This is a genomic window from Mesorhizobium sp. WSM4808 (assembly GCF_055811675.1).
The window spans coordinates 52590-77951 of record NZ_JBVVQX010000008.1; the positions used below are offsets into that span (position 1 = coordinate 52590).

Sequence of the window (25362 nt, forward strand, 5' to 3'; positions counted from 1 at the left end):
AACGCTCTAATCGAAAAACCGGTTGGGCGGCCGCTTCAGGCCGAGATTCTCGCGCAGCGTCGATCCCTCATACTGTCGCCGGAAGATCCCTCGCCGCTGCAGTTCGGGCACGACTTTCTCGGCAAAATCATCGAGCCCGGCGGGCAGATAGGGAAACATGATGTTGAACCCGTCGGAACCCTCGCCGACCAGCCATTCCTCCATCTCGTCGGCGATTGTTTCAGGTGTGCCGACAAAGGCAAGGCCGGAATAGCCGCCCAGCCTTTGCGCGAGCTGCCTAACCGTCAGGTTTTCTTGGCGCGCCAATTCGATGACGCGCTCGCGGCTGCTCTTGCTCGCATTGGTCTCGGGGATTTCCGGCAAGGGCGCATCCAGGTCAAAACCGGATGCGTCATGCCCGATCGTGATCGACAGCGAGGCAATGCCGCTCTCGTAATAGACGAGGCTGTCGAGCTTCGCCCGCCTGGCCTGCGCGTCCTCGACGCTGTCGCCGACAACGACAAAGGCGCCCGGCAGGATCTTGATGTCGTCGCGTGACCGGCCAAGTCTCTCCGCACGGCCTTTGACGTCGGCGAAGAAGCGCTGCCCCGAGGCGAGATCGGCATGGGCGGCAAAAATGACCTCAGCTGTTTCGGCCGCCAGCTGGCGGCCTGCCTCCGAGGCGCCGGCCTGGACGATGACCGGCCAACCCTGCACCGGGCGCGCGATGTTGAGAGGACCGCGCACCGAGAGATGCTCGCCCTTGTGATCGAGCACATGCAGCCTGGCCGGATCGAAATAGAGCCCGCTTTCGGCATCGCGGATGAAGGCATCGTCGGCAAAGCTGTCCCACAAGCCGGTGACGACATCGTAGAATTCCCGCGCCCGCCGGTAGCGCTCGTCATGTTCGACATGCTCGTCGAGGCCGAAGTTGAGCGCGGCATCCGGATTGGACGTGGTGACGATGTTCCAGCCGGCGCGCCCGCCGCTGATATGATCGAGCGAGGCGAAGCGGCGGGCGATATGATAGGGCGCATCGAAGGTGGTCGATGCGGTGGCGACCAGACCGATGTGGTCGGTGACGGCGGCGAGCGCCGACAAAAGCGTGAACGGCTCGAACGAGGTGACCGTGTGACTGCGCCGCAGCGCCTCGATCGGCATGTTGAGGACGGCCAGATGGTCGGCCATGAAGAAGGCGTCGAACTTCGCCGCCTCCAGGGTCTGAGCGAAGCGCTTCAGATGCGCGAAATTGAAATTGGCATCGAGATAAGCGCCCGGGTAACGCCAGGCGCCGGTGTGCAGGCTGACGGGGCGCATGAAGGCGCCGAGGCGCAATTGTTTCCGTGTCATGAAAGTCGTTCCGAGCGATCGATACAGTCGAGCAGCAGTGCTCGAATCCTTACCTCAGGATCGGACGGTCCGCCCAACTCGGGAAGGTATTCTGTTCCGCAATGCCGGGCTTTTGCAGCATTTCAGTTTTGTGCCCGAGACCCGAGATAAAAAATGGCCGGGCTCGAATACGGCCCGGCCAAAAGAAGGTTAAAACCTTCAGAGGGGAACACCGCTCGGCGGAATGGGAGGAAACCACCGAACGATTTTACCTGTTTGGGCTTATTTCGAAGCCTTGGCGACGAATGGCATTCCAAAAAACACCCAAAACGGCAAAAATTCGTGCGCCATATTGTAGAATCCTTACGAGCCCGCGGCTCCGGTCTCGAGAAGATCGGCGTAGTGGCGGCGTGCCACGTCGGGATGGGAACGCAGCCGGCTTTTGAGCACATTGGTGCCGACATCGCGGAACAATGGGTTGTCGGGATCGCTTGCCGGTCCCCGTGCCTGCGCCGCCAGTTCCTCGGAAAGGCCGAGAAGCGGAATGGTCGCATCGAGCCGGGCGCTGAAGAAGAAGGGAACGGAAATCCGCTCGACGCCGGCAGGCGGCGTCACGACGCGGTGCACGGTGGCCCGCAGATATCCATTCGATGCGAGTTCGAGCAGTTCGCCGATGTTGACGACCAGCGTTCCAGGCAGCGGATCCACATTCACCCAGCTTCCGTCATATTCGACCTGCAGCCCCTTGTTGTCGTCCTGCAGCAGCAGGGTCAGGAAGCCGCCATCCTTGTGCGCGCCGACGCCCTGGTCGCCTTCGGTCGCGTCACGGCCGGGATAACGGACGATCTTCATGCGATGGTTGGGCGAGTCCCGGTAGATCGCGTCGAAGGCGTCCTCGGGCTGATCGAGCGATAGCGCGAAGGCTTTCAACAGCCGAATCGCCACCGCGGTCGCCTTGGCCTGCCATGCAAGCAGTGCCGGCTTGAGCTCCGGCAATGCCGACGGCCATTGGTTGGGTCCTTGCAACCTTGTCCACGGTGCAATTCCAGGTCCCTGCGCTATGGGCTGGCGCTCGACGCCGATGTCGAGTTGCTCACGCCAATCGGCCGCGCCCTTGGTCAGTTCGCCACCAGCGCGGGTGTAGCCGCGGAACTGCTGGGATTTGACCATTTCGATCGCCAGCTTGTCGGCCTGAGGCAGCGCGAAGAACCGGCGTGAGGCATCGAGCACGTCGTCGATCTCCGAGGTCGAAATTCCGTGGCCGCTGAGGTAGAAGAAGCCGACGTCCCGAGCCGCCGTGCGCAGGTCCAGGAGAAAGGTACGATACTCGGACGCACCTTGTTCGAGACGGCTCAGATCGAGCACCGGCACAATTCTGGGCATGGTCAGATTCCTTCTTTTCTCTGCCTTGGCTTAGGAGAAGTAGAAGCGACCACCGGCAAGAGCTTCGAGAATGAATGCATCTCAAAGTGACACGCAAGGCGTGCCGATCAAAGCAACAAGAAGTCCAATCTGGCCCGAATGGAAGAACGTCAGCGCTGCATATTGTGAACTGCCGGCAAATAATTTCCCGACACGTGCTTTACCCGCCATGCCTCTCGCAGGCCGCACTTTCCAGTGCGACATCGTATAAGTCACAGCGGAAGCGCAACCGCGCGTGATCGCCTGTAAATCCGCCAGCCGACCGGCCGGAGCGCATTCAAGCCAGCTCGAACCGCTCGATGGCGCGCATGATGCCACGCAGCTCGGCGAGGCCTTTCAGCCGGCCGATCAGCGAATAGCCAGGATTGAGCCTGGTCTTGCCGATATCGTCGGCGAGCAGATGGCCATGGTCGGGCCGCATAGGAATGCGCCAGTCGGCGCGGCCTTCCCGACGGCGGCGCGCCTCTTCCTGCATCAGAGCCAGGATAACATGCGCCATGTCGGTGCCGCCCTCGAGATGCTCGGCCTCGTGGAACGAGCCGTCATCCTCGATGGTGATGTTGCGCAGATGGGCGAAATGGATGCGGTCGGCGAACTCCTTGACCATGGCGACGATGTCGTTGTCGGCGCGCGTGCCATAGGAGCCGGTGCAGAACGTCAGGCCGTTGGCGGGGCTGTCGACGGCGTTGAGGATGAAACGCGCATCCTCGGCGGTCGAAACGATGCGCGGCAGGCCATAGAGCGAGAAGGGCGGGTCGTCGGGATGGATGCACATGCGCACCCCCTCCTCTTCGGCCACCGGAATGATCTCGCGCAGGAACCAGGCAAGGTTGTCGCGCAGCTCCTTCGGTCCGATCGCATCATAGTCCGCCAGGGCCTCGCGAAAACTGTCCCTGTCATAGCTGCGCTCGGTCGCAGGCAGGCCGGCGATCAGGTTGCGCTCGATCCTGTCGATCGCTTCGCTGCTCAATTCCTTCAGCCGCGCTTCCGCCTCGGCAATGCGGGCGGGGGTATAGCCGGCCTCGGCATTGACGCGCTTCAGCACAAACAAATCGTAGGCCGCGAAATCGATCGCGTCGAAACGCAACGCATAACCTGTCGTTGGCAGCCGATAGGCGAGATCCGTGCGCGTCCAGTCGACCACCGGCATGAAATTGTAGCAGACCGTCGCAATGCCGGCCTTGGCGAGCGCGCGAATTGAGTCACGATAATAGCCGGCATAGCGCTCGCGTTCCGGCGCGCCGATCTTGAATGAATTGTGGACCGGAATGCTCTCGACCACCGACCATGTCAGGCCGGCGGCCTCGATGACACGCTTGCGCTCCAGAATGCTCTCGAGCGGCCAGGCGCGCCCGTCATAGATATCGTGCAAGGCGCTCACCACGCCGGTCGCACCGGCCTGCCTGACATGATCGAGCGTTACCGGATCGTTCGGTCCATACCAGCGCCAGCACTGTTCCATTGCCGCTTCCTTCTGCGAGAGAACGGCAACCTATTGTTGGACCACAATGGGTGTCAAACTAGGAACGGTTTCGGACAGCGAATGAAGGAGTTTTCCCAATGAAGGATTTCGACGGCAAGGTGGCTTTGGTGACGGGGACGACCGGGATTGGCCTCGCAACCGCCAGACGCCTCGCTGCAGGGGGTGCTGCGATCGTCGCCTGCGGCATCGACCGCGCGGCCAACGCTGCGCTGAAAGCGGAACTGGAAAGCTCCGGAGCCGGGGCGCTGGTCATAGACGCCGACGTCTCCGTGCCCGATCAGGTTCGCGACGCGGTCGCGGCCGGCGTGGAGCGGTTCGGCGGCCTCGATATCATCGTCAATTCGGCGGCGGTGCATCCGTACGGAACCGCGACCAGCACCTATTTCGAGACCTGGAACAGGGCGATGTCGGTCAATGTCGGGTCCATCTATCTGACCGCGCATTTCGGCATTCCGGAAATGGTCCGCAGGGGCGGCGGCGCCATCGTCAACGTCGCTTCGGTGCAGGGCTTTGCCTGCCAGCAAAACGTCGCCGCCTATGCCACCACCAAGGGCGCCATCCACACGCTGACGCGTGCCCTGGCCCTCGACCATGCGCGCTCCGGCATCCGCGTCAATTCCGTCAGCCCCGGCTCGATCCGCACCCCGATCCTGGAGAAGGCCGCCCGCGGCGAGAACGGCACGGATGCCGATGTCGAGGCCGCCTACAAGCGCTTCGGCGAAGCGACCCCATCGGGCGCATCGGCGAGCCGGAGGAAGTGGCCGAACTCATCGCTTTCCTGTGTTCGTCGAAGGCCGGCTTCTGCACTGGCGCGGACTACAAGATCGATGGCGGCCTGACCGCCGGCATCGGCGTGAAGTAGATCGCGAAGATTGGGGCTTGTCCGTTACCGGGAGCAGCCAGCATCCGACCATTGGTTTGCCGATCTTTTTGCAGATCAATGCCCAAGCAAATTGAACACCGCACGGGCCACGCCGACATGAAAGGGGCGTTCGATCGATGAATTAATAGGCATTCTTGCCGATTGACAAAAACATCAACAGGCGACCAAGATCATATGACCATCAACGATATTGGTCCCGAGGTTGCCCCTCGGCATTGGCGTAAAGGAGAGCCAGATGCCCCTTCAGCAGAGAGTGACCCATCGTCCGAAACAACGTCCCGCCGCTCCCATCCTTGCCACCGCGCTGCTAGGCCTCGGCCTGATCACACTGCCCGGTATCGGCCACGCCGAAGGGATCACGCTCAAGATTTTCGGCGGCTCGGCGCTCGACGAACTCGCGCCGCGTCAACCGCCGGACGAGCAGAAGAAAATCCAGCAGCAGGTCATCGACGGCTTCCTCAAGGCCAACCCCGACGTCGCCGCGGTCGAGTGGGATGCCCAGGGGCCGCAGACCGATTCCATCCAGCGCGTGATGACCGCAAAACTTGCAAACCAGGAAATGGATCTGATCGCCTGCCCGGCCTTCTACACCAATGGCGCCTATGTCAGGCGCAAACTGGTGATGCCGATTACCGACAAGATCAAGCCGTTCCAGGACAGGATCGATACCGCCGCTCTTGGCGCCTTTACGGTCAACGGCCAAGTCTATGGCGTGCCGATCTCGACGCTGTCGACATCGACGATCTTCTACAATGTCGATCTCTTTCAAAAGCTCGCCATTCCTGTCCCGCCAACCTATGACGACCTGAAGGCAGCCGTGCCGAAGTTCAAGGCTGCGGGCGTGATCCCTCTGCTGCATCAGGGCTCGAACACCGTGATGTGGCCGATGTGGTACTTCGAGACCTTTTCGCAGGCATCGGGCGACCCGGTCGGCAAGACGCAGAAGAACCTCGAAGGCACGGCGAAATTCACCGACGCGCCCGATGTCGAGGGATTCAAGCTGATCAAGCAGTGGGTCGATGACGGCATCCTTTCCAAGGATTCGCTTTCCGTCGACCAGGACGGCATGCGTGCGGCGTTCGCCGCCGGCAAGAGCGCCATGTATTATGGCGGCACCTGGGAAATCCCGTCGCTCCAGTCGAGCGTCAAGGACTTCAAATGGGGCGTCTTCGCCTTTCCGAAAATGGACGGAACGCCGGGAGCGCCCGGCCATGGCGGCGGTGCCGACAACGGCATGTGCGTCGCCTCCTCGATCCCGCCCGAGAAGCTCGATGCCGCGGTCAAATTCATCGAATATCTGACACGGCCTGAAGTCGCGACGCTCTACCTCGCGCCGGAACAGCCGATCGCGGCCTCGATCAAGGGCGTGCCGCAGGTCGACGATGCCTATGCCGTCGAATTGCGCAAGCAAGCCTTCCCGAACACGATCAAGTTCCTCGACTGGATCTGGCCCTCGGAGGTCGCGAGCGCCACGTCTTCGGCAATCGCCGGCATCGTCGGCGGCACCACGACGCCCGAAGACGCCGCCGCATCGATCCAGACCATCTTCGATGACCTCAAGGCCCAGGGCAACTGGCCGCCCAAATGAGGCCCTGAAGTAGCGCCTGCAAGCGAGCGCCCATCCAGCCGGGCTGATGTGCCAGGCAAGAAAAACAGAGGCTGCCTGCTTCGGGCAGCCTCGCCCATCGGAGAAAACACATGACGATACATCGCGCCGAACGGCAGCGCTTCTCGATCGGCTATCATCTGAACAGCTGGGACCTGACCGGCCTTCCGCTCAGGCCGGCCATCAAGTTTCTCGCCGACCAGGGCTTCGGCTGGTTCGAAATCCTCGCCTTCACCAGCCTGTCGGACCAGTACGCCCGCAAATACATGCAGCTCGGCAACCAGGCGCCGATGGGAGTGACCACCGACACCGACATCTTGCGGCGCTATGCGCTGCTGTCGGAAGGCCAGAGCGAGTATGGCATCAAGCTCTCCTCCTTCTACGTCAATGCGATTTTCACCAACCCTGTCGCCTGGACCTATGAACGGGACGTTCTCGTCGCGCTGGCCAGGCTGCTGAAGGGGTTCGGCTCACCGGTGCTGGTTCTCGGCGGCGGTCCATCGGAAGCCGCTGCCGGGGCGCACACGGCCGACGACTACCGGGCCTTTTGCCGGGCGCTCGAGGATATCGGCAAGCGGACGAAGGACCTTGGCATCGAGACGGTCTATCACCCGCATCTCGACACCTTCATCGAGCGTCGCGACCAGCTCGATCGCATGATGGATGAACTGGATACCGGTCTGGCCGGCCTGTGCATCGATCCGGCGCATCTTGCCCACACCAATTCCGATCCGGTCGACGCGGTCAAGACCTACATTTCAGCCGTGCGCTACATGCATTTCAAGGACACCAGGGTCGATCCGGCGCTGAAGGGCTATGACCGCTATGGCGCCTTTTGCGAGCTCGGCGCCGGGGTCGTCGATCTCGCCGGCATCGTCGACGTCCTGCTGGATGCAAACTACGATGGCCTCGCCATCATCGAGCTGGATGCGTCCAAGAAAACGGCAGAGCAAAGCACGCTCGAGAGCATCGCCTATGTCAGCGACACGCTCGGGCTGGTGCTGACCCCGCAAGGCGCGAAGGCCACATGAGCACGCGACCGCAAGAGGCGGCTCCTGTTTCGAGCCGATCCGGCACCTGGCGTTTCGATGCCGGAGACGGGGCTACGGCCTTCGTCATGATCCTGCCCGCCGCGATCCTCTTCGGTCTTTTCTACCTCTGGCCGTTCGTCAACGGCTTCTGGCTCAGCCTGCACAATTGGGACGGGTTTTCCGACCCGACCTGGGCAGGTATTTCCAACTACAAGCGCCTCGTGCACGATCGGATCTTCCTCGGTGCGCTGCGCAACAATTTGATTTTCGTCGGTGCCGTCGTCGTCCTGAAGAACGTGCTCGGCCTCGGGCTGGCGCTGCTTCTGAACCGGGCGCTGCTTGGCCGCACCTTCTTCCGCGCCGCCGCCTTCGTCCCGGTGACGATGTCCTTCGTCGCCGTCGGCCTGCTCTGGTCCTGGATCTACAATCCGGTCTTCGGCCTGCTCAACAGCGGGCTCGATCTCATTGGCCTCGCCGGGCTGAAACGATCATGGCTTGGCGACGCCGACATCGCGCTCTACTCGATCATCGTCGTCGATGTCTGGAAATGGCTTGGCTTCCATGCCGTCATCTATCTGGCCGGGCTGCAGACGATTCCCTCGGAGCTTTATGAATCCGCGAAAATGGACGGCGCCGGCCCCTTGCAGCGCTTCCGGCACGTCACCGTTCCGATGATGATGCCGATCATCTTCATCAACACCATCCTCGGCCTTTCCGGCGCCTTCGTGCGCAATTTCGACATCGTCTATGTCCTGACCAAGGGCGGCCCGAACCACGCCACCGAAGTGGTGCTCACCTACATGATGAGCAAGGCCTTTCAGGACGGCGCCATGAGCTACGCCGCGGCGATCGGCTATGTGCTGTTCATGATCGTCGGGCTGGCCAGTGTCGGCCTGCTGGCCCTGATGCGCAGGCAAAGGCTCGACGTCTGATGAGAGCAGCCGCCAACCCTCCAATTTCGCTGGGCGATGGCGCCGCCGGCTCTCGCCGCCGCGGGCTCATGCAGCGCCTCGGCATGCGCGGCATCCTCGAAATTGGCGGCATCTATGCCGCGCTCATTCTCGTGCTCTTCGAGACCCTTTATCCGCTGCTTTGGGTGCTGTTCGGTTCGCTCAAGACCAAGCAGGAAATGCTCAGCAATGTCTGGGGTCCGCCATCGAGCCTGGTGCTGCAGAACTATGCCGATGCCTGGCGGATCGCCGGCATGGGATCGCGCATCGTCAACAGCATCTTCGTCACCGGCTCGGCATTGATCATCCTGGTGGCCGTCGCGACGCCGTGCGCCTATGCGGTGGCGCGTCTTCGTTTCCCCGGACGCGGTCTTGTGATCGCAGTCGCGGTTGCGGCCATGCTGGTGCCGCCGCAGGTGATGGCCATTCCGCTGTTCCTGGTGGCGCGCGATCTCGGCCTGATAAACAGCCGGCTCGGCATTGCCTTCATCTATGCCGCGACGTCGCTGCCGCTTTCGGTCTTCATCCTGCGCAGCTTCTTCATCACATTGCCGGCCGACCTCGAAGATGCCGCGCGCATCGATGGCGCCAGCCGGCTCGAGATCCTGATCCACATCATGCTGCCCCTGGTGCGGCCGGGCGTGGCGCTGATCCTCATCTTCGGCTTCATCGAGATCTGGAACGATTTCTTCCTGGCCTTCCTGCTGTTGCGCGACCCTTTGGTGCAGACCATCCCGCTAGGACTGGTCAGCTTCTTCCAGCAATACGACTCGCTCTGGACGCTCTATTTCGCCGCGTTGACGATCACGACACTGCCGGTGATCGTCGTCTTTGTCGCCATGCAACGGCAGTTCATCGCCGGCCTGACAGCCGGCGCCGTGAAGGGTTGACATGCAGGATCGCGTTATTGGCGTCGGCGTCATCGGCTGCGGCGAGATCGCCCAGCTGATGCACTTGCCCTATCTCATGGAATTACCGGCGTTTCGCATCGCCGCCTTGTGCGACATCTCTCCCGGCACGGTCGACAAGGTCGCGGAACATTATGGCGTCACTGCCAGATATACCGACCATCGCGCGCTGCTTGCCGACCCGAATGTCGATGCGGTCGTGATCTGCACCTACGATCATGGCGAGATGGTCGCCGATGCAATCCGAGCCGGCAAACACCTGATCGTCGAGAAGCCGCTTGCCTTCACGCCGCAGGAGGCGCGCCCGCTTGTCGAGCAGGCCGAGCGGAGCGGCCTCGTCGCCCTTGTCGGCTACATGAAATTCTATGATCCCGGCTATGAGACCGGGCTGGAGCGCATCGCCGCTATCGGCCGGCCGAAGTCGATCCATGTCCACGATTTCGCGGGCCGCTTCGACCGTTATGGCCAACTCTACACCCAGACCAGGGTCACCGACGTGCCGGCCGATGTGTTGGCGGCGGGGCGCGAAACGGTCGCTCGGCGCATCGAGGCGGCGCTCGGTGTGGACCATGCCGGCTATCGCGATCTCTATCTTGTACTGCTCAGCCTCGCCAGCCACGACCTTGCCGTCATGCGCGGTGCTTTCGGCACGCCCGACCGCGTCGTCCATGCGCAACAGACCGGCCCGAACCAGTTGCTGGCCGTGCTCGACTATGGCGGCGTCCCTTGCCTCTTCGACATGGCACTTGCCCAGTATGAATGGTGGGACGAGTGGATCCATGTGCATGGCGAGCGCGACGAGGTGCGGATCGAATTCCAGAACCCCTATTTCCGCAATGCCTCGGCGACTGTCCGGCTACGTGAAACGACAGGCGAGGCTGCATCCGAACGCGTTCTGCCTGGCGTTCCTGATACGTCGTTCCGCCGCGAGTGGCTGCATTTCGCCGATTGCATCCTTGCCGGTGTTAAGCCGCGCACGCCGCTTTCGGGCGGGCTCGCCGATCTCGATCTTGCCGTCCGGATCATCCAGGCAATGCCGCCGAAAAGACTTTAGCGAAATTTCGGAAACGCGCCGCCGGCCGGCGCGTTGGCCCAGCTCTGCAAGGTCTGGCCGCCGTCGATCAGCCAATCCACGCCTGTGACGTGCTTCGCCTCGTCGGAGGCCAGGAAAGCCAGGGCGGCCGCGACATCGTCCGGCTGGCCGATGCGGCGCAACGGAATGCGGTCGGCGAAATGCTGGACGCTGCTCTTGAATTCGCCGTCGCCGGAAGCCGGCACGCCAAGCGTCGTCTCGATCACGCCGGGGCAGATGGCATTGACGCGTATGCCATAGGGCGCGGCATCGAGCGCCGCGACCCGCGTCAGGCCGACCACGCCGTGTTTGGAAGCGACATAGCCAGCTCCCCCCGAAAGGACGTCCCAACCGGCCATGGACGAGCCCATGTTGACGATCGAGCCACCGGTCCCGGCCTTGATCATCGCCCGAAGCGAAGCCTGCAGCACGAGGAAGATGCCGCGCAGATTGATGCGGATGGTCGTATCCCAGTCCTCGACCGGCAGGTCGTGAACGGGAGCGACGACGCCGGAAATGCCGGCATTGTTGAACACCACGTCGAGGCCGCCGAACGTCTCAACGATCGCCTCGACGGCGCGCCGCACATCCGCTTCGTCGGTGACGTCGGCTTCGATGGCAATGGCGTTTTCACCCAGTGAGCGAGCCAGTTGCTGCGCCGCCGCGCCATTGCGGTCGACAATGGCGACCCGTGCGCCTTCGTCAAGGAAACGCCGCACCGCTGCGCTGCCGATCGCGCCCGCGCCGCCGGTGACGAGAACATTCTGTTTGTCGAACCGTTTCATTGTCCGGCCTCCGGCTTCGGATAGGAACGCCACGAATGGCTTGGCTCGAAGCCGATCGTTTCGCGCGCATGGATCGTGTCGAGCACGGCGCCGAAACCGGCGATCGGCCGTGACAGGGGGACATCAGGGTAGACCCGGCGCAAAAGCGCTTCGGTTTCCTCTTCCATGAATGTGTCGGCGGCGCTGAGGAGGACGCGCAGATGGCCGTCGCCTTGCCATTCAAGCGCCCGCAGGAAGCCCTGACCGGCGTCGCGCCCATCAAGATAGGCCCACAGGTCACGGGCACTGTCGGCAGTGGCGCGGCGCGGCGCGACGCCCTCGAAAAAAGAACCCGGCGTCTGGATCCACGGCATGCGGATACTGACCGCCGAAAAGGCGCCGCGGCGCACCGCCGCGTCGACGATTTCCTCGCCCAGCCATTTCGACAGGCCGTACGGGTCCTGCGCGCCGACCGGATGGTTCAGGTCGACCGGCAGATAGGGCGGTCGAACAGGTTTCTCGAAAAAGGGATTGCCGAAAACGCTGAAGGACGAGGCATAGACGAAGCGCCTGGCGCCGGCCATGGCAGCTGCCTCGACCACATTGTAGGCGGTCGCGATGTTGGTCTTGAACACCTCGCCGCCGGCCCGGCCGGTCGGCCGCGGAATGGCCGCGACATGCACAACCGCATCGCAATCGCGCACCAGCTGCAGCGTCGACCCCAGATCGGTCAAATCGGCGGTTGCGTGGCGCCATGCGACCTCACCCGGCACTACGGCATCGACACCAAGCACATCGTGGCCGGCCGCAACCAGAGCCTCGGCCACATGGCGGCCAAGCAGGCCACTGGCTCCGGTGACGATGGTTTTCATATCTCGACCTCGGCTCCGCAATTAAGCGGCTTGAATATCATTGATGGTCATACAAATCGAGCACATGCCTGACAAGCGTTGTCAAGGCCATTTCGCGATGGACAAATAGCGCATACGCTTGTCGGAGCGCGGTGCGCAAGGCCGACCAGCACGCTTTGCGTCGAACGGGATTGACTTGGCATCCACTAGGGTTTTTTGTATGAGCATCAACGATCGGTCAAAGGAGCTCGCCATGTCCGTGGACAGTTTTTCCTCACATCGGCACGATGACGCGGTGCGTCTCGATTCACGCCGTGCAGCCGTTGTCGTCATCGATATGATCAATGAATTCTGCAAGCCCGGCGGGGCCATGGTCCTGCCTGGGTACGAGACGCTGGTCGGGCCGCAACTGGCCGTGATCGAGGCCGCGCGCGCCGCCGGCGTGCCGGTGATCTGGGTCCATGACAGCCACCGGCCGGGCATGCGACGCGAGCGCGAATGGCTGAAGCGCACGCCGCATTGCCTGGACGGAAGCTGGGGGCCGGAGATCATCGAGGATCTCGGCGCCCGCGATGATGAGATCCATGTGATCAAGCGGCGCTACTCGGCCTTCTTCCAAACCGACCTCGACCTGACGCTGAAAGACATGCAGATCGATCAGTTGATCATCTTCGGCGTGGTCACCAATATCTGTGTGCGCTCGACCGTCCACGATGCCTTTTTCGAGGGCTATGAGGTGGTAGTGCCAAGCGATTGCTGCGCGGCAACGGGACCACGCGAGCAGGAAAGCTCGCTGTATGACATAGCGACCCATTTCGGCGTGATCAGCGATTCGGCTGATGTCGTCGCAGCCCTCCGCGACGGGACATCGCTTCAACCAGCGAGGGTTGCGGCTTGAGCTTTTTCCGGCCGGCGACATCCAAGACAGCGGCGATAGGAGTCCGGTGTGACGACTGAAAAGAAACCGCAATCCAAAAAAGGCGAAACGCCGGGAGGCGATGCACCCCTGAGCCGCGAGCAGGTGCTGCAGCAGTACGCCGGGACCGGCTATGAACTGGACCGCCACCCGGCGCACGTCATCCGCCGGGCGCATCAGCGCGCGACGTTGCGCTTCCAGCAGGTCATGGCCGGCGAAGACCTTTCGCCAACGCAATTCGCGGCGCTCGCCACGATCCTCAAGCATGGCGAAGTTTCGCAGAACCATCTCGGCCGGCTGACGGCGATGGACCCATCGACCATCAGCATCGTCATGCGCAAACTGCTCAAACACGGGCTGATCACGCGCAGCGCCTCCGAAACCGACCAACGCCTGACGATGATCGCGCTGACCAGCAAAGGGACCGACTATACGCTGGAGCGGCTCGAACGCAGCGTCGAGGTCGGGCGGCGGTTCCTGTCGCCGCTCTCACCGGCCGAGCAGGCGACGCTGCTTCGCCTGCTCCAGCGCATCAACGACGACGACCCATCGAATGGCGACGGCGGCAAATAAGCTGCGTCCAGTCCTTTTTTCCATAACAGCAAAAGTGAGAACCGATGTCGTCCGACCTCCAGTCGTCTGCCAACACGCTCGTCGTCCGCAATATCGGTCTCATGCTGAGTGGCGATCTAGCACAACCGATCATCGACGCCGACACCATCGTCGTGACCGATGGACGTATCACCGGCATTGGCAAGGCAGGCGACATTGATGGCGGCAGCGCGGCGACGGTCATCGATGCGATGGGCTGCGCGGTCGCGCCGGGTCTTATCGACAACCACGCCCATCCGGTGGCCGGCGACTGGACGCCTCGGCAGAACCAGATCGGCTGGATGGATTCGACCGTGCATGGCGGCGTCACCACCATGATCTCGGCGGGGGAAGTCCACACGCCGGGCCGACCGCGCGACCTGGTCGGGCTGAAGGCGCTGGCGATCGCTGCCCAACGCACCTTCTCCAACTTCCGTCCGAACGGCATGAAGATCCTGGCCGGGGCACCGATCCTGGAACCCGGCCTTACCGAGGAAGACTTCCGCAGTCTCGCCGAGGCCGGCGTGACGCTTGTCGGCGAGGTCGGGCTTGGCGGCGTCAAGGATGGGCCGACCGGCCGGCAGATGATCGCCTGGGCGCGCAAATACGGCATGACCTCGATGACCCACACGGGCGGCCCGTCGCTGCCCGGCTCCGGCCGCATCGGCGCGGATGTCGTGCTGGAGGTCGACGCCGACATTGTCGCCCACGTCAATGGCGGGCCAACCGCCCTGCCCGACGCGGAAATACGGCAGATCTGCGAGAAGGGCTCGAGGGCGCTTGAAATCGTCCATAACGGCAATTTGCGCACCGGACTGTTCGTGCTCGACCTGGCACGGCAGCGCGGCGAACTTTCGCGCGTCATCCTCGGCACCGACAGCCCGGCCGGATCCGGCGTGCAGCCGCTCGGCATCCTGCGGACGCTCACCATGCTGGCTTCGCTGGGCGGCATCGCGCCGGAAGTGGCGTTCTGTCTTGCCAGCGGCAACACGGCGCGCGTGCGCAGACTGGACGATCGCGGTTTGATCGAGGTCGGTCGCGCCGCCGACCTGATCTTCATGGACCAGGCGATCGGCGGCGCCGGCGACGGGCTGCTCGACAGCGTGGCGCTCGGCAATCTTCCAGGCATTGGAATGGTCGTCATCGACGGCGTGGTGCGGACCGGCCGGAGCAGAAATACGCCTCCGGCGCTCCGGGTGCCGGAAATCCTGGCGGCCTGACGGTCAGCCGACGCCGTCAATCCCGACAATCTTGTCCTTGGTCAGCCCGCCGACGCGCGGGTGCGGCCTGCCGGAATCGGTGACGGCGATAGCGACGACGATCTCGTCGGCACGCGGTGCGTCGGGAACACGAACCTCCATGCCGTCGAAATGGCTGCGCACCCGCGCCGCATCCTTGTGACCGAGCGGAATATCGAGCGACACGCCGAGGCCGCCGCGCTTCTTCGATGAAGGAATGAGCGCGGCGCCCTTGCCAAGCACATCGCGGAACGGGGCGCCGAGCTTTGGATGAAGGATGGCGGCGGCATGTTCGAGCTCGCCATCGGCGCCGACGGCGGCGGCCTTGCCGAAGCTCTCGACCCGGTCGCCGGCAATGCCCAGAGCAGCGACCGCGCGCCTGGGCAAGATATCGCCCAGGGCTTCGCCTATGGCGCTCAGTGCCGACAGGTCCTCGACATAGGTACCCGCATAGGGGTTGCGGATCACCGCAATGGCTGCGGCACGCCGCGTCGGCGGATCGACGGGCCGTCCGCCTTCGATCCGGGTTTCCTCGACGATGGTGATGATGCGGCGAATTTCCGGGCTCATCGCAATCCGTCCTCGCCCTTGATGTCGGCGGCAGCAAGGCCGCCGACCCGTGCATGGACGCGTGCGCCGGTGGTCATCGCCAGGATGACCGCCATTTCGTCGCCGCGCGGCGCATCGGCAATGCCTATCTCGATCGCATCGAAATGGCTGCGCACATAGGAGGCGTTTATGTGCGTGATCGGGATGTCGATGCGCGTTCCGGGGCCGCCGACCTTCTTGGTCGAAGGCACGATCGCCTTGGCATTGCCGAGCAGTTCGCGCATCGCATAGCCGCCCGGATTGTGCCAGAGCGCGCCATGTTCAAGCTCGCCGGCGGCGCCGACTATGGCACCCTTGCCATAGCCTTCGATGGCCTGGCCGCCTTCACCAATGGCGTCGATCAGGCGCCGGGCCATATCGAGACCGAGCGGCTTCAGGTCTTCCATGAAGCCGGTGATCTCCTCGACATAGCGTCCGGCAAAAGGGTTGGCGATGACCGCGACGACCGCGCCTCGCTTGAGCGGGCGTGCCGCGTGGGGTCCGCCCTCATGGAATATCTCTTCGACCTGAACCAGAAATTTCCTGACCACCACAGCCGGCATTGTTTCGCTTCCTTCATCCCGTCGTTCATGAAAACTCATTAGAGTATCAACAATTATGCCCGTCGACATTTGTCAAGCGCAGACGTCGAGCACGTGGGCGAAGGGCCAAGAAAACTGCATCGGATGACGATTGACAGCCTGTTAAGCCGCTCCTAAACTCATATGATCATCAACGAACTCGCCGTTATTACGGCGACATGTGGGGGATGGTCAAAGCGTGGCTTCAAAAGCTGAAAAAAGCTGAAGGGGAATGACATGAAAAGGGCGCTCAAGAGTTTATTTCTGGCCGGCACGATGCTTGCCATTTCGTTCGGACCGGCCGCCGCACAGGCCAAGGTTTCCGTGGCCGCCATCTCGGGATATTTTGCACAGGGTTTTGGCGTTTCGATCGTCAACGGCCTCAACAAGGCCAAGACCGATTTCGGCATCGACCTCAAGCTTGTCGACACCGGCAATCGCGCGCTCGACTACCAGCAGCAGTTCGAGAATCTTGCCAAGGGCAAGCAGTACGACCTCATCTTCGTGATGGGCTGGGAGCTGGTGGACTCGCTGCAAAAGGTCAGCGCCGAATATCCCGACCAGCGCTTCGTGTTCATCGATGGCGTCCTCGACAACCCCAAGATGATCTACGCCAATTTCGCCGAGGAGCAGGGATCCTTCGTGGCCGGTGCACTTGCCGGCATGATCGAAGCCAAGGGCACCGCCTTCGACAAGATCGGCGACGGCAAGGCGATCGGCTTTGTCGGCGGCCGCGATATTCCGGTGATCCGCAACTTCCTGGGCGGCTACGAGCAAGGCGCCAAATATGCCGCGCCCGACGTCAAGGTAAACTCCGTCTTCGCCGGAACCTTCGACGACCCGGCCAAGGGAAGCGAACTTGCCCAGGCGCTTTACGGCCAGGGCTCGGACATTGTCTACAACGTCGCCGGCCCGACGGGTGAAGGCGTGATGCAGGCAAGTGCCGCAGTCGACAAATATTCGATCGGCGTCGATATCGACATGTGCGGCTCGGCTCCCGGAAATGTCCTCGCCAGCATGCTGAAGCGCGGCGACATCGCCGTCTACACGCTGATCAAGGACGAGGTCGAGGGCCGCAAGATCACCGCCGGCACCCGCACTTTCGACCTCGCCTCGGGCGGTGTCGAGGTCAAGGTCTGCGATGATATTGCCCCAAAGATCCCCGCTGACGTGACCGCCAAGCTGGACGAGATCAAAAAGGGCATCGTCGACGGCAAGATCGTGATCGCCAAGGCGAAGTAAGCCAACAACAGCGCCTCCCTCCCAAGAAAGCGCTACACTGATCCGCCGCGGCTTGCCGCGGCGGATCAGTGTCCAATCTGCGAGAGCCACGTTGTCGAACACGCCGGGGTCGCCGACCCTCCACAGCAATGCCGCAATGGCCGTCGAGTTGACCGGCATCACCAAGCGTTTTGGCGCATTCGTCGCCAATGACGGCATCGACCTTGCGGTCCGCCGCGGCGAGATCCACGCCATCATCGGCGAGAACGGTGCCGGCAAGACGACGCTGATGAACATCCTGTTCGGCCTCTTGCAACCGGACGAAGGCTCGATCCGGCTGAACGGTGAAGAGATCGTGATCGCCGACCCGTCCGTGGCGATAAAGGCCGGCCTCGGCATGGTTCACCAGCATTTCAAGCTGGTTCCCTCGCTCTCGGTTGCCGACAACGTCTTTCTCGGTATGGAAATCCGTCGCCATGGGCTGATCGACCACGCCGCACAAATTGCGCGCACGCGCGACCTGTCGAAGCGCTTCGGCCTGCAGGTCGATCCGACCGAGCGCGTCGGGCTGCTCTCGGTCGGCATAGAGCAACGCATCGAAATCCTTAAGGTCCTGGTGCGCGGCGCGCGCACCATCATCCTCGATGAACCGACCGCCGTGCTGACGCCGCAGGAAAGCCGTGAATTGTTCCAGACACTGCGCAGCTTCGTGGCCGAGGGCATGACGGTGATCTTCATTTCGCACCACCTGGAAGAGGTGATGGAAGTGTCCGACACGGTGACGGTGCTGCGCAACGGCAGGAAGGTGGCGACCCGACCGACGGCCGAGCTCAGCAAGGACGAGTTGGTGCACATGATGGTCGGCCGCGAGGTGAGCTTCGACCGCCGGCCGCGCGCTTCGCTGCACGGCGACGTGGTGCTCGAAGTCAAGGATCTGTGGGCGCGCGACGATCGCCTGTTGCCGGCTCTTCGCGATGCCAGTTTCACCGTCCGCTCCGGCGAGGTGGTGGGGATCGCGGGTGTGGCCGGCAATGGACAGACGGAGCTGGCGGAAGTGCTTTCGGGCTTGCGACCGGCAAGCCATGGCGGGGCGTGGCTGAAGGGCCGGAATCTCACCGCGCTCTCCCCCGCCGCGATCCGCCAGGCAGGCCTCGCCCATGTTCCAGGCGACCGCATGGTGCGCGGGGTCGATCGCAACGCTTCGATAGCAGCCAACACCCTGATGGGCCGCCAGCACCGCGCCCCATGGAGCCGCGCCGGCATGCTCAACTGGAATGCCATAAATCAAAACGCCGAAACGCTGATCAAGAGCTTCGATATTCGCGCGCGCGGACCGGGCGATGCGGTCAAGCGGCTTTCGGGGGGAAACATCCAGAAGGTCGTTCTGGCGCGCGAATTCACCAACGGCGCCGATTTCCTGCTGATCGACCAGCCGACGCGCGGCGTCGACATCGGCGCCCAGGAGGCCATTCATGACGAGATCATGCGCCAGCGCGCCGCCGGCCGCGCAATCCTGCTGATTTCCGTGCAGCTCGACGAACTGGCCGCCCTTGCCGACCGCATCCTGGTGATGTTCAACGGGCGGATCATGGGCGAGGTCGCCGGCGACGAGGCCGACGAGGAGCGCATCGGCATGATGATGGCAGGCGTGGCCACGCCGGAATTCGCCGCGGAGACCGCATCATGACAGACCATTTGCGTGCCGTTTCCGGCCAGGTGATCGCCATCGGCGTGGCGCTGCTGATGGGCGCGATCATCATCCTCATGGTCGGCGAAAGCCCGGTGCGTGTGTTCATGACGCTGTTGCGCGGCGCCTTCGGCGATCAGGAGAAGATCGCCGGGACCTTGCTGCAGACGACGCCGATCCTGATCTGCGGTGTCGCCGCCTGCATCGGCCTGCGCGGCGGCATGTTCAACGTCGGCATCGAGGGCCAGCTGTTCCTCGGCGGCTTCGCCGCCGCGTGGGTCGGCTTTGCCATGCCCCTGCCCGCGGGCATTCACACGCTGGCCGCGCTGGCGCTCGCGGTCGTGGCAGGCGCGGCCTGGGTCGCCATCCCCGCCTACTTCCGCGCCCGCTACAACACCAACGAAGTCGTCTCGACGATCCTGTCGAACTACGTGGCGGTGCTGCTCACGTCCTATTTCACCATCTTCCTGTTCAAGCGGCCGGGTGGCTGGTCGGAGACGCCGCCGATCCTGGCGACATCCTATCTGCCGGAGATCTTCACCTTTTCGCGGTTGAACTGGGGCCTGGTCATTGGCCTGGTGCTGGCGGTCGGCGCAGCCCTTGTCTTTCGCTACACCAAATGGGGGTACAGCGTCACGATGGTCGGTTCGGCGCCGAAATTCGCCGAATATGGCGGCGTCAACGTGAAACGGCAGGGTTTCCTGGTCCTGCTGCTTTCGGGGGCCGTCGGCGGGCTGGCCGGCGGCGTCGAGACGCTCGGCGTCCATCACCGCTTCATGGAAGGATTTGCTCCCGGTTTCGGCTTCGACGGGCTGATCGCCGCCCTGCTCGCCAATGGCTCGCCGGTCGCCACCATCTTCACCGCACTGTTCTTCGGCGCCCTGCGCAACGGATCGCTGCTGCTCGAGGTCGACACCAGCGCGTCGCGCGAAATCATCACCGTGATCCAGGCGCTGATCATCCTCAGCGTGTCGGCCCAGGTGCTGGTGAGAAAGCGTGGCGACAGCCAGGCAGGGGAGCGGCGATGGAAATTCTAGACAAGCTCATCAACGTCGCGCTGATCGCGGCGACGCTTCGCACCACCGCGCCCATCCTTCTGGTCGCGCTTGGCGGCTCGTTCACCACCAAGGCCGGCATCTTCAACATCGGCCTCGAGGGGCAGATGCTGATCGGCGCCTTCTTCGCCGTCCTCGGGTCGATCTGGACCGGTTCCGCGCTGGCGGGGGTCGCCTGCGGCGTCGCGGCGGCGCTCGTCTTCGCCCTGGTTTTTGCTGTCCTGGTGGTGAGCTTCAAGGCCAATGAAGTGGTCGTCGGGCTGGCGCTCAACATCCTGGCCGGCGGCATGACGATCTCGCTGATGAAAGCGATCTTCGGCACGCGCGGCTCGATCGTCGGTCACGGCATCGTCGGCCTGCCGAAAGTCCAGCTGCCCGGCGCCCGCGACCTTCTCGGCTCGTGGGCGCCGCTGATCTCCGGCTTCACGCCGCTCGTCTATGTCGCCTTCATCGCGGTGCCGCTGCTGGTCGTCTGCTATACCAGGACGCGGCTCGGCCTCTATATCCGCGTCGTCGGCGAAAAACCGGAAGCCGCCGAGGCACTTGGCGTCTCGATCACCCGCGTCCGCTACATCGCGTCGCTGCTTTGCGGATTGCTGGCGGGCCTCGCCGGCGCTCACCTGTCACTCGGCTACATCACCATGTTCACGGAAAACATGTCGTCGGGCCGTGGTTTCATGGCGGTGGCAATCCTGATCTTCTCCAATGGCGATCCGCTGAAAGTGCTGGCCGGCTGCCTGCTGTTCGGCTTCGCCGATGCTTTTTCGCTGCGCCTGCAGACGTTCGGCTATCCGTCCTACCTGGTTCTCACCGTCCCCTATGTCGTCGCGCTGATCGCATTGTTCGCGCTGTCCTACCGGGCGCGTCCGAGGATCATCGCCGAGACGCTGGAATCGATGCGCAAGCTGCTGTCGGTCGACAAGAACACTGAAGCCGGCGGCAAAAATCCCCAGTGAAGGAAGCCTCTATGGAACGCATAATCCTCGACGTGGATTCGGCCGGCGACGATATTCTCGCCGTGCTGTTTGCGGCGGTCAATCCGAAGCTGCGGCTCGAGGGCGTGACCACCGTGACCGGTGCGGCCGGCCCGATCGAACAGGTCACCAACGTCGTCCTCAACACACTGACGCTCGCCGGGCGTGACGATATCCCGGTTCACGCCGGCGCGTGGCGGCCGATCGTCGGCAACGCCAAGGCCGACATGGAGGCGCCGGTGCATTTCGAAAAACGGCTCGTTGCCCGTTTCGGCGATCGCCTGAAGAAGTTCAACCCGCCGGCGCCGACGCCGGTGCGGCAGGCGACGTCGGGACATGCGGTCGATTTCATCATCGGCACGGTCATGGCCAATCCGGGCGAGATCACGCTGGTGACCACCGGCGCCCGCTGACCAACGCGGCGATGGCGCTGTTGCAGGAGCCGCGATTGACCGGTGCACTGAAGCGGCTGATCGTGCTCGGCGGCAATTTCCAGACGCCGGGCAACATCACGCCGCTGTCGGAGTACAACATCTGGGCCGACCCGGAGGCTTCGCGCATCGTGCTCAACGCCGATGTCGAGAAGATCCTCGTGCCGCTCGACATCTGCGAGGACAACCGCGTCGCCGATTCGATGCTGACACGCGACGACATCGCCGACATGCAGGCCGTCGCGAGGGACAATCCCGTCCTGGAGATGATCGCCGACAGCTTCCCGATCTACATCGACATCTGGCGCGAATTCTTCGACCTCGTCGGGTTCCCGATGGACGACGTGATCACCGTGGCGCTGGCTTTCGATCCGGGCCTGGCGACGATGACCGAGCCGCTGTTCGCCGACGTCGTGCTCGACGGCAGGCTGGCGCGCGGCCAGACCGTCGCCTATCGCGGCCGGCAATTGCTGCCCGGCGGCGGGCCCAAGACCACCCGCATCTGCACCGGCCTGGACGGCCGGCGTTTCCTCGAGGGCTTCAAGAAAACCATAGCGCGCTACGAGCGGGCGGCCTGAAAGACGACATGATGACCAAGCCAACTCCTATCCTGTTCGACTGCGACCCCGGCCACGACGACGCCATTGCGCTGGTCATGGCGCATCGCTCGCCGGCCATCGAACTCATCGGCGTCACCACGACCTGCGGCAATGCGGAGGTCGAGAAGACGACCGCCAATGCCTTGCGCATCCTGGAGTATATCGGCGCCGGCGACGTGCCTGTCGCGCAGGGCTGCCACCGTCCGCTGGCGCGCCCGCTGGTGCTCGGCACCGCCGATGGCCCGAGCGGCCTCGAGGGCTCGCCCTACCTGCCGCAGGCGACGATCAAGCCGGTCGACCAGCATGCCGTCGATTTCCTGGCCGACAGACTGCGCGCCGCGCCCGAACCGATCCTGGTCGTCGCCACCGGCCCGCTCAGCAATATCGGCCTGATGATCCTCAAGCATCGCGACGTGCTGCCCAAGATCAAGGAACTGATCTGGATGGGCGGCGTGTTTTACCGCAAGAGCGAGATCATCACGCCGACCGAGTTCAACGCGTTCTGCGACCCCGAAGCGCTGAGGATCGTTCTGGACAGCGGCGTGCCGATCCTGATGGTCGGCCTCGACGTCACCATGCAGGTGCTGGTCGAGGCGCCGCAATATGCCGAACTCGCCACCATCGACACGCCGCTCGGCCGGCTCGTCAACGACTGGCTGCTGTTCTACGAGAAGCTGCACCGAAACTCGATGGGCGTCGGCGGCGCCATGCACGATCCCTTGGCGCTGGCGCTGGCCATCGACCCGACATTGGTGCGGACGCGCCCTGCCCATATCGGCGTCGATCTGTCGGGCACCTACGCCTTCGGCGCGACCATCGCCGATTACTGGGGCGAGCGCGGCGAAAGGGACAATGCCCGCATCGCCCATGAGGTCGACGCGGACCGCTTCTTCAAGCTGATGTTCGATCTGCTGCGGGACTGAACGGAACGCAAGCTGCGCCTGGCAGCGCTTCACGATAGGAATTTTTTCTTGACTCGCTGCACTCAGCTATGGTACATATTTGCCTATGGTGCAGATTTGCGCCGTGACCCGCCGCACAGGCGGGTTTTTCGTTTGATGCTCCGTCAAATCTCCCGCGCGACACAGCCGCGTGAGATGTCAGGGTCAGTTGAGCTGGTTGAGGATTCCAGAGCTGCTCGCGACCGTCAAACTCCTGTAGATCAGGAACGCCAGCGTACAGATCGCGGCCAGCGAGATCGGCACGCCGAACGGCACCACGCCCTTGCGGTCCAGATGCTGGACGATGAGCCGAAAAGCACCCGCGGGCAGCAGGAAGGGGTTTTTCACGATCGCCGCGGTGGCCAAGGCGAAAACCAGAAGCAGCACTGAAAACACCGCGAGGGCGCCGCCGCTGATCAGGAATGGCACGACTGCTATCAGCTTGACGTCGCCGGCGCCGATCTTGCGCAAGACCCAGAAGGGCAAGAACACGACGAACAGCAGAAGCCCTGCACCGGCGCTCAGCCCCATGTCCCACCACGAGCCGGACTGGAGCGACAGCAGCAGCAAGCCCCCAGCCCCCAGGCAGAGCAGCAGCAGCACGTCGCGATTGGAAATCTTCTGCGTCTTGAAGTCGAGCCAGCCAATCCTTGCCAGCAGAGGGATGGCGAGCACCTTCAGCAGCAGCGCTTCGACGAGCAGCATGCTAGCGCTCGACGTTCTGCACGCTTGACGACAAAAGCTTCAGATTGTTGGCGACGGTCGGGTCGTTGGGCGCCAGTTCGTAAGCCTTGAGGAAGTTCGAGCGCGCATCCTGCAGCTTGCCGCGCAGGAGAAAGGAATAGCCGACATTGTTGTAATATTCGGGCGTCGCGCCGACCAGCTTGAAGGCCTTGGCATAGGCCTTGTCGGACAGGTCGAAGCGGTGGATCCGGTCGGTGCAGGCGGCCAGCCCCATCCAGGCGTTGCCATCATTGGGCGCCAGCTGCGTCGCCTTGAAGAACAGCGCGCCGGCATTGCCGTAATTTTCGGCGCGGAACTGGTTCTTGGCTTCGGCAACGGCCTGGTCCGAGGCATAGTATTCGACGTCGCTGACCGTCTTCAGCCCGTCGAAAGCATCGCCAAAAGACGTTACGTCGCCCTTCGACGGCTCGTTGGTGCGGACGACACCGTCGGTTGTGTCCGCCGTCTGGCAACCGGCAAGCACCGCCATGAGCAGACAGGCCGCGGCCGCGATAACCCTCTTCATACGTCCGTCCCCTGGGTCCCCGACTCACATTAGGACCAAATGATATACCAAACTAGAAGAAAATGCCCTTCATGCGAATGATGACCGGCAGCATGATCACCATCATAACGACCGGGAAGATGCAGAGGCCCAACGGAATCATCATCTTCACGGGCAGAGAGTTGGCGCGTTCCTCGGCACTGACAATTCTTTGCCCACGCATTTCGGCACTATAAACACGCAAGGCATCGGTGAGGCTGGTGCCGAGTTCTTCCGATTGACGGAACAGCACGGCAAGTGCCCGCGCCTCGTCCAGCCCAATGCGATCGGCGAGTTCGCGTAGCGCTTCCCGCAACGGCTTGCCGGCGCGTAGTTGCAAATTCATGATCGACAGCTGTATTCCTAGCCATTTGTGGGTGGCGGCCATTTCATGGCTGACGCGTTCGACCGCCCCCTCCAGGCTCATGCCGGCATCGGCGCAAGTGATCATCATGTCCATGAAATCGGGGAATGCCCGGCGATAGATCTTCTTTTGGCCATTCTCGAATCGATCGAGCAGAATGCCGGGAATTACGATGCAGGCGAGGCCGAATAAGGCAGAACCGGCAAAGGTGATGAAGCCTGGCAGATGCGGCGGCAGAACCCGCGACAGGACTGCGTAGATGGCCAAAAAACCAACGCAGACTGCGGCCAGACGAGATAGCGTATAAATCAGCGGCGCGCTTGATTGATAAAAGCCGGCACGAAACAGCTTCGCTTCCAGAGCGTTCGATTCGTCGCGCTCCTTCTCGATCGACTTGAAGTAGGCATCGACCGGCCGTTGCGCCGCAATCTTGGCAAGCTGGTCTTGTCCGAGAATCGATCGGCGATCGGCAACTTCTTCGCCGATCAAGCTCTGCGCGACAAGCTTTCGAGTTTGCAGAGCTGGCAAGAAGATAAGCGCACCGAAAAGAAAAAGGGACACCGCCGCCGCAAAGACGACGATAGACACCAAGTAACCCAGGTCCTGAATGTTCGGAAGCAAGTTTGTTCGT

General features: G+C 62.9%; 23 protein-coding genes and 2 pseudogenes. 15 read left to right on the forward strand and 10 right to left on the reverse strand.

From position 1 onward, the window contains the following. Positions 1 to 6 precede the first annotated feature (6 nt). The 3 genes from AC0L2U_RS16125 to uxuA form a co-directional block, all read right to left on the reverse strand. Positions 7 to 1329, reverse strand: coding sequence for an LLM class flavin-dependent oxidoreductase (locus AC0L2U_RS16125; protein WP_128362870.1), 1323 nt, complete (start codon positions 1327 to 1329; stop codon positions 7 to 9). Positions 1330 to 1671: 342 nt separating this feature from the next. Then, entirely contained in the window at positions 1672 to 2691 is a 1020-nt protein-coding gene (locus AC0L2U_RS16130; RefSeq protein ID WP_473602184.1) for an isopenicillin N synthase family dioxygenase, read from the reverse strand. A 316-nt stretch (positions 2692 to 3007) separates the two neighbouring features. Beyond that, a complete protein-coding gene (gene uxuA, locus AC0L2U_RS16135) occupies positions 3008 to 4192 on the reverse strand; it encodes a mannonate dehydratase (RefSeq protein WP_127396133.1) in 1185 nt (394 codons plus the stop codon). A gap of 98 nt (positions 4193 to 4290) precedes the next feature. On the opposite strand from uxuA, the pseudogene AC0L2U_RS16140 reads away from it, so the two are divergent. The 6 genes and pseudogenes from AC0L2U_RS16140 (at position 4291) to AC0L2U_RS16165 (ending at position 10645) form a co-directional block, all read left to right on the forward strand. Next, a pseudogene (locus tag AC0L2U_RS16140) lies at positions 4291 to 5075 on the forward strand (SDR family NAD(P)-dependent oxidoreductase). Positions 5076 to 5331: 256 nt separating this feature from the next. After that, positions 5332 to 6684, forward strand: coding sequence for an extracellular solute-binding protein (locus AC0L2U_RS16145; protein ID WP_292701822.1), 1353 nt, complete (start codon positions 5332 to 5334; stop codon positions 6682 to 6684). Between the two features lie 110 nt (positions 6685 to 6794). Then, entirely contained in the window at positions 6795 to 7733 is a 939-nt protein-coding gene (locus tag AC0L2U_RS16150; RefSeq protein WP_473602185.1) for a sugar phosphate isomerase/epimerase family protein, read from the forward strand. Continuing rightward, positions 7730 to 8665 (forward strand): carbohydrate ABC transporter permease, encoded by a 936-nt coding sequence (locus tag AC0L2U_RS16155; RefSeq protein WP_473602186.1) that lies wholly within the window; start codon positions 7730 to 7732, stop codon positions 8663 to 8665. The genes AC0L2U_RS16150 and AC0L2U_RS16155 overlap by 4 nt, the downstream gene beginning before the upstream one ends. Further along, positions 8665 to 9573, forward strand: a complete 909-nt coding sequence (locus AC0L2U_RS16160) for a carbohydrate ABC transporter permease (protein WP_473602187.1) — start codon at positions 8665 to 8667, stop codon at positions 9571 to 9573. The genes AC0L2U_RS16155 and AC0L2U_RS16160 overlap by 1 nt, the downstream gene beginning before the upstream one ends. A 1-nt stretch (position 9574) precedes the next feature. Beyond that, entirely contained in the window at positions 9575 to 10645 is a 1071-nt protein-coding gene (locus AC0L2U_RS16165; RefSeq protein ID WP_127807796.1) for a Gfo/Idh/MocA family oxidoreductase, read from the forward strand. Here AC0L2U_RS16165 and AC0L2U_RS16170 read toward each other — a convergent pair. Beyond that, positions 10642 to 11448, reverse strand: a complete 807-nt coding sequence (locus tag AC0L2U_RS16170) for an SDR family NAD(P)-dependent oxidoreductase (protein WP_127397087.1) — start codon at positions 11446 to 11448, stop codon at positions 10642 to 10644. The two genes, AC0L2U_RS16165 and AC0L2U_RS16170, sit on opposite strands and share 4 nt — an antisense overlap. Beyond that, positions 11445 to 12299, reverse strand: coding sequence for an NAD-dependent epimerase/dehydratase family protein (locus AC0L2U_RS16175; RefSeq protein ID WP_292701817.1), 855 nt, complete (start codon positions 12297 to 12299; stop codon positions 11445 to 11447). Before AC0L2U_RS16175 ends, AC0L2U_RS16170 begins: the two co-directional genes overlap by 4 nt. Before the next feature lie 232 nt (positions 12300 to 12531). Here AC0L2U_RS16175 and AC0L2U_RS16180 point away from each other — a divergent pair, with 232 nt between their 5' ends. From AC0L2U_RS16180 to AC0L2U_RS16190, 3 genes are read left to right on the forward strand one after another with little or no spacing between them, the layout of a single operon-like run. After that, positions 12532 to 13176 carry a cysteine hydrolase family protein gene (locus AC0L2U_RS16180; RefSeq protein ID WP_127399136.1) on the forward strand — a complete coding sequence of 215 codons (645 nt, stop codon included), beginning with the start codon at positions 12532 to 12534 and terminating at the stop codon, positions 13174 to 13176. 48 nt (positions 13177 to 13224) lie between these two features. After that, complete coding sequence (locus tag AC0L2U_RS16185) at positions 13225 to 13767, forward strand: MarR family winged helix-turn-helix transcriptional regulator (protein ID WP_127807798.1); 543 nt, start codon at positions 13225 to 13227, stop codon at positions 13765 to 13767. A 44-nt stretch (positions 13768 to 13811) separates the two neighbouring features. After that, entirely contained in the window at positions 13812 to 15005 is a 1194-nt protein-coding gene (locus tag AC0L2U_RS16190; protein ID WP_127399212.1) for an amidohydrolase family protein, read from the forward strand. Between the two features lie 3 nt (positions 15006 to 15008). On the opposite strand, the gene AC0L2U_RS16195 is transcribed toward AC0L2U_RS16190, so the two are convergent. After that, positions 15009 to 15593: an amino acid synthesis family protein gene (locus AC0L2U_RS16195; protein WP_127329177.1), complete on the reverse strand. Its 585-nt coding sequence runs from the start codon at positions 15591 to 15593 to the stop codon at positions 15009 to 15011. Next, the gene (locus AC0L2U_RS16200) at positions 15590 to 16174 is read right to left on the reverse strand and encodes an amino acid synthesis family protein (protein WP_023809103.1); all 585 of its coding nucleotides are present in this window, start codon (positions 16172 to 16174) and stop codon (positions 15590 to 15592) included. The genes AC0L2U_RS16195 and AC0L2U_RS16200 overlap by 4 nt, the downstream gene beginning before the upstream one ends. Positions 16175 to 16429: 255 nt before the next feature. On the opposite strand from AC0L2U_RS16200, the gene AC0L2U_RS16205 reads away from it, so the two are divergent. The 6 genes and pseudogenes from AC0L2U_RS16205 (at position 16430) to AC0L2U_RS16230 (ending at position 23082) form a co-directional block, all read left to right on the forward strand. Beyond that, the gene (locus AC0L2U_RS16205; RefSeq protein WP_127267638.1) at positions 16430 to 17434 is read left to right on the forward strand and encodes a BMP family lipoprotein; all 1005 of its coding nucleotides are present in this window, start codon (positions 16430 to 16432) and stop codon (positions 17432 to 17434) included. Between the two features lie 136 nt (positions 17435 to 17570). Next, a complete protein-coding gene (locus AC0L2U_RS16210) occupies positions 17571 to 19100 on the forward strand; it encodes an ABC transporter ATP-binding protein (protein ID WP_127811243.1) in 1530 nt (509 codons plus the stop codon). Beyond that, the gene (locus AC0L2U_RS16215; protein WP_127319584.1) at positions 19097 to 20137 is read left to right on the forward strand and encodes an ABC transporter permease; all 1041 of its coding nucleotides are present in this window, start codon (positions 19097 to 19099) and stop codon (positions 20135 to 20137) included. The genes AC0L2U_RS16210 and AC0L2U_RS16215 overlap by 4 nt, the downstream gene beginning before the upstream one ends. Continuing rightward, positions 20125 to 21111, forward strand: a complete 987-nt coding sequence (locus tag AC0L2U_RS16220; protein WP_473602188.1) for an ABC transporter permease — start codon at positions 20125 to 20127, stop codon at positions 21109 to 21111. Before AC0L2U_RS16215 ends, AC0L2U_RS16220 begins: the two co-directional genes overlap by 13 nt. An 11-nt stretch (positions 21112 to 21122) precedes the next feature. Further along, a pseudogene (locus AC0L2U_RS16225) lies at positions 21123 to 22138 on the forward strand (nucleoside hydrolase). Positions 22139 to 22146: 8 nt separating this feature from the next. Beyond that, entirely contained in the window at positions 22147 to 23082 is a 936-nt protein-coding gene (locus tag AC0L2U_RS16230) for a nucleoside hydrolase (protein ID WP_473602189.1), read from the forward strand. 183 nt (positions 23083 to 23265) lie between these two features. Here AC0L2U_RS16230 and AC0L2U_RS16235 read toward each other — a convergent pair whose 3' ends face one another. The 3 genes from AC0L2U_RS16235 to AC0L2U_RS16245 are packed head-to-tail and all read right to left on the reverse strand — an operon-like array spanning position 23266 to position 25352. Further along, a complete protein-coding gene (locus AC0L2U_RS16235) occupies positions 23266 to 23805 on the reverse strand; it encodes a prepilin peptidase (RefSeq protein ID WP_473602190.1) in 540 nt (179 codons plus the stop codon). Between the two features lies 1 nt (position 23806). Beyond that, positions 23807 to 24349, reverse strand: coding sequence for a tetratricopeptide repeat protein (locus tag AC0L2U_RS16240; RefSeq protein WP_473602192.1), 543 nt, complete (start codon positions 24347 to 24349; stop codon positions 23807 to 23809). Positions 24350 to 24401: 52 nt separating this feature from the next. Continuing rightward, positions 24402 to 25352: a type II secretion system F family protein gene (locus AC0L2U_RS16245; RefSeq protein WP_473602193.1), complete on the reverse strand. Its 951-nt coding sequence runs from the start codon at positions 25350 to 25352 to the stop codon at positions 24402 to 24404. Between the last annotated feature and the right edge of the window lie 10 nt (positions 25353 to 25362).

Coding starts and splice junctions, on each gene's coding strand:
- AC0L2U_RS16145 (WP_292701822.1), top strand. CDS start 5,332: ATGCCCCTTCAGCAGAGAGTGACCCATCGTCCGAAACAACGTCCCGCC.
- AC0L2U_RS16200 (WP_023809103.1), bottom strand. CDS start 16,174: ATGCCGGCTGTGGTGGTCAGGAAATTTCTGGTTCAGGTCGAAGAGATA.
- AC0L2U_RS16125 (WP_128362870.1), bottom strand. CDS start 1,329: ATGACACGGAAACAATTGCGCCTCGGCGCCTTCATGCGCCCCGTCAGC.
- AC0L2U_RS16190 (WP_127399212.1), top strand. CDS start 13,812: ATGTCGTCCGACCTCCAGTCGTCTGCCAACACGCTCGTCGTCCGCAAT.
- AC0L2U_RS16180 (WP_127399136.1), top strand. CDS start 12,532: ATGTCCGTGGACAGTTTTTCCTCACATCGGCACGATGACGCGGTGCGT.
- AC0L2U_RS16210 (WP_127811243.1), top strand. CDS start 17,571: ATGGCCGTCGAGTTGACCGGCATCACCAAGCGTTTTGGCGCATTCGTC.
- AC0L2U_RS16215 (WP_127319584.1), top strand. CDS start 19,097: ATGACAGACCATTTGCGTGCCGTTTCCGGCCAGGTGATCGCCATCGGC.
- AC0L2U_RS16170 (WP_127397087.1), bottom strand. CDS start 11,448: ATGAAACGGTTCGACAAACAGAATGTTCTCGTCACCGGCGGCGCGGGC.
- AC0L2U_RS16220 (WP_473602188.1), top strand. CDS start 20,125: ATGGAAATTCTAGACAAGCTCATCAACGTCGCGCTGATCGCGGCGACG.
- AC0L2U_RS16235 (WP_473602190.1), bottom strand. CDS start 23,805: ATGCTGCTCGTCGAAGCGCTGCTGCTGAAGGTGCTCGCCATCCCTCTG.
- AC0L2U_RS16150 (WP_473602185.1), top strand. CDS start 6,795: ATGACGATACATCGCGCCGAACGGCAGCGCTTCTCGATCGGCTATCAT.
- AC0L2U_RS16240 (WP_473602192.1), bottom strand. CDS start 24,349: ATGAAGAGGGTTATCGCGGCCGCGGCCTGTCTGCTCATGGCGGTGCTT.
- AC0L2U_RS16165 (WP_127807796.1), top strand. CDS start 9,575: ATGCAGGATCGCGTTATTGGCGTCGGCGTCATCGGCTGCGGCGAGATC.
- AC0L2U_RS16230 (WP_473602189.1), top strand. CDS start 22,147: ATGATGACCAAGCCAACTCCTATCCTGTTCGACTGCGACCCCGGCCAC.
- AC0L2U_RS16160 (WP_473602187.1), top strand. CDS start 8,665: ATGAGAGCAGCCGCCAACCCTCCAATTTCGCTGGGCGATGGCGCCGCC.
- AC0L2U_RS16130 (WP_473602184.1), bottom strand. CDS start 2,691: ATGCCCAGAATTGTGCCGGTGCTCGATCTGAGCCGTCTCGAACAAGGT.
- AC0L2U_RS16155 (WP_473602186.1), top strand. CDS start 7,730: ATGAGCACGCGACCGCAAGAGGCGGCTCCTGTTTCGAGCCGATCCGGC.
- uxuA (WP_127396133.1), bottom strand. CDS start 4,192: ATGGAACAGTGCTGGCGCTGGTATGGACCGAACGATCCGGTAACGCTC.
- AC0L2U_RS16195 (WP_127329177.1), bottom strand. CDS start 15,593: ATGAGCCCGGAAATTCGCCGCATCATCACCATCGTCGAGGAAACCCGG.
- AC0L2U_RS16175 (WP_292701817.1), bottom strand. CDS start 12,299: ATGAAAACCATCGTCACCGGAGCCAGTGGCCTGCTTGGCCGCCATGTG.
- AC0L2U_RS16205 (WP_127267638.1), top strand. CDS start 16,430: ATGAAAAGGGCGCTCAAGAGTTTATTTCTGGCCGGCACGATGCTTGCC.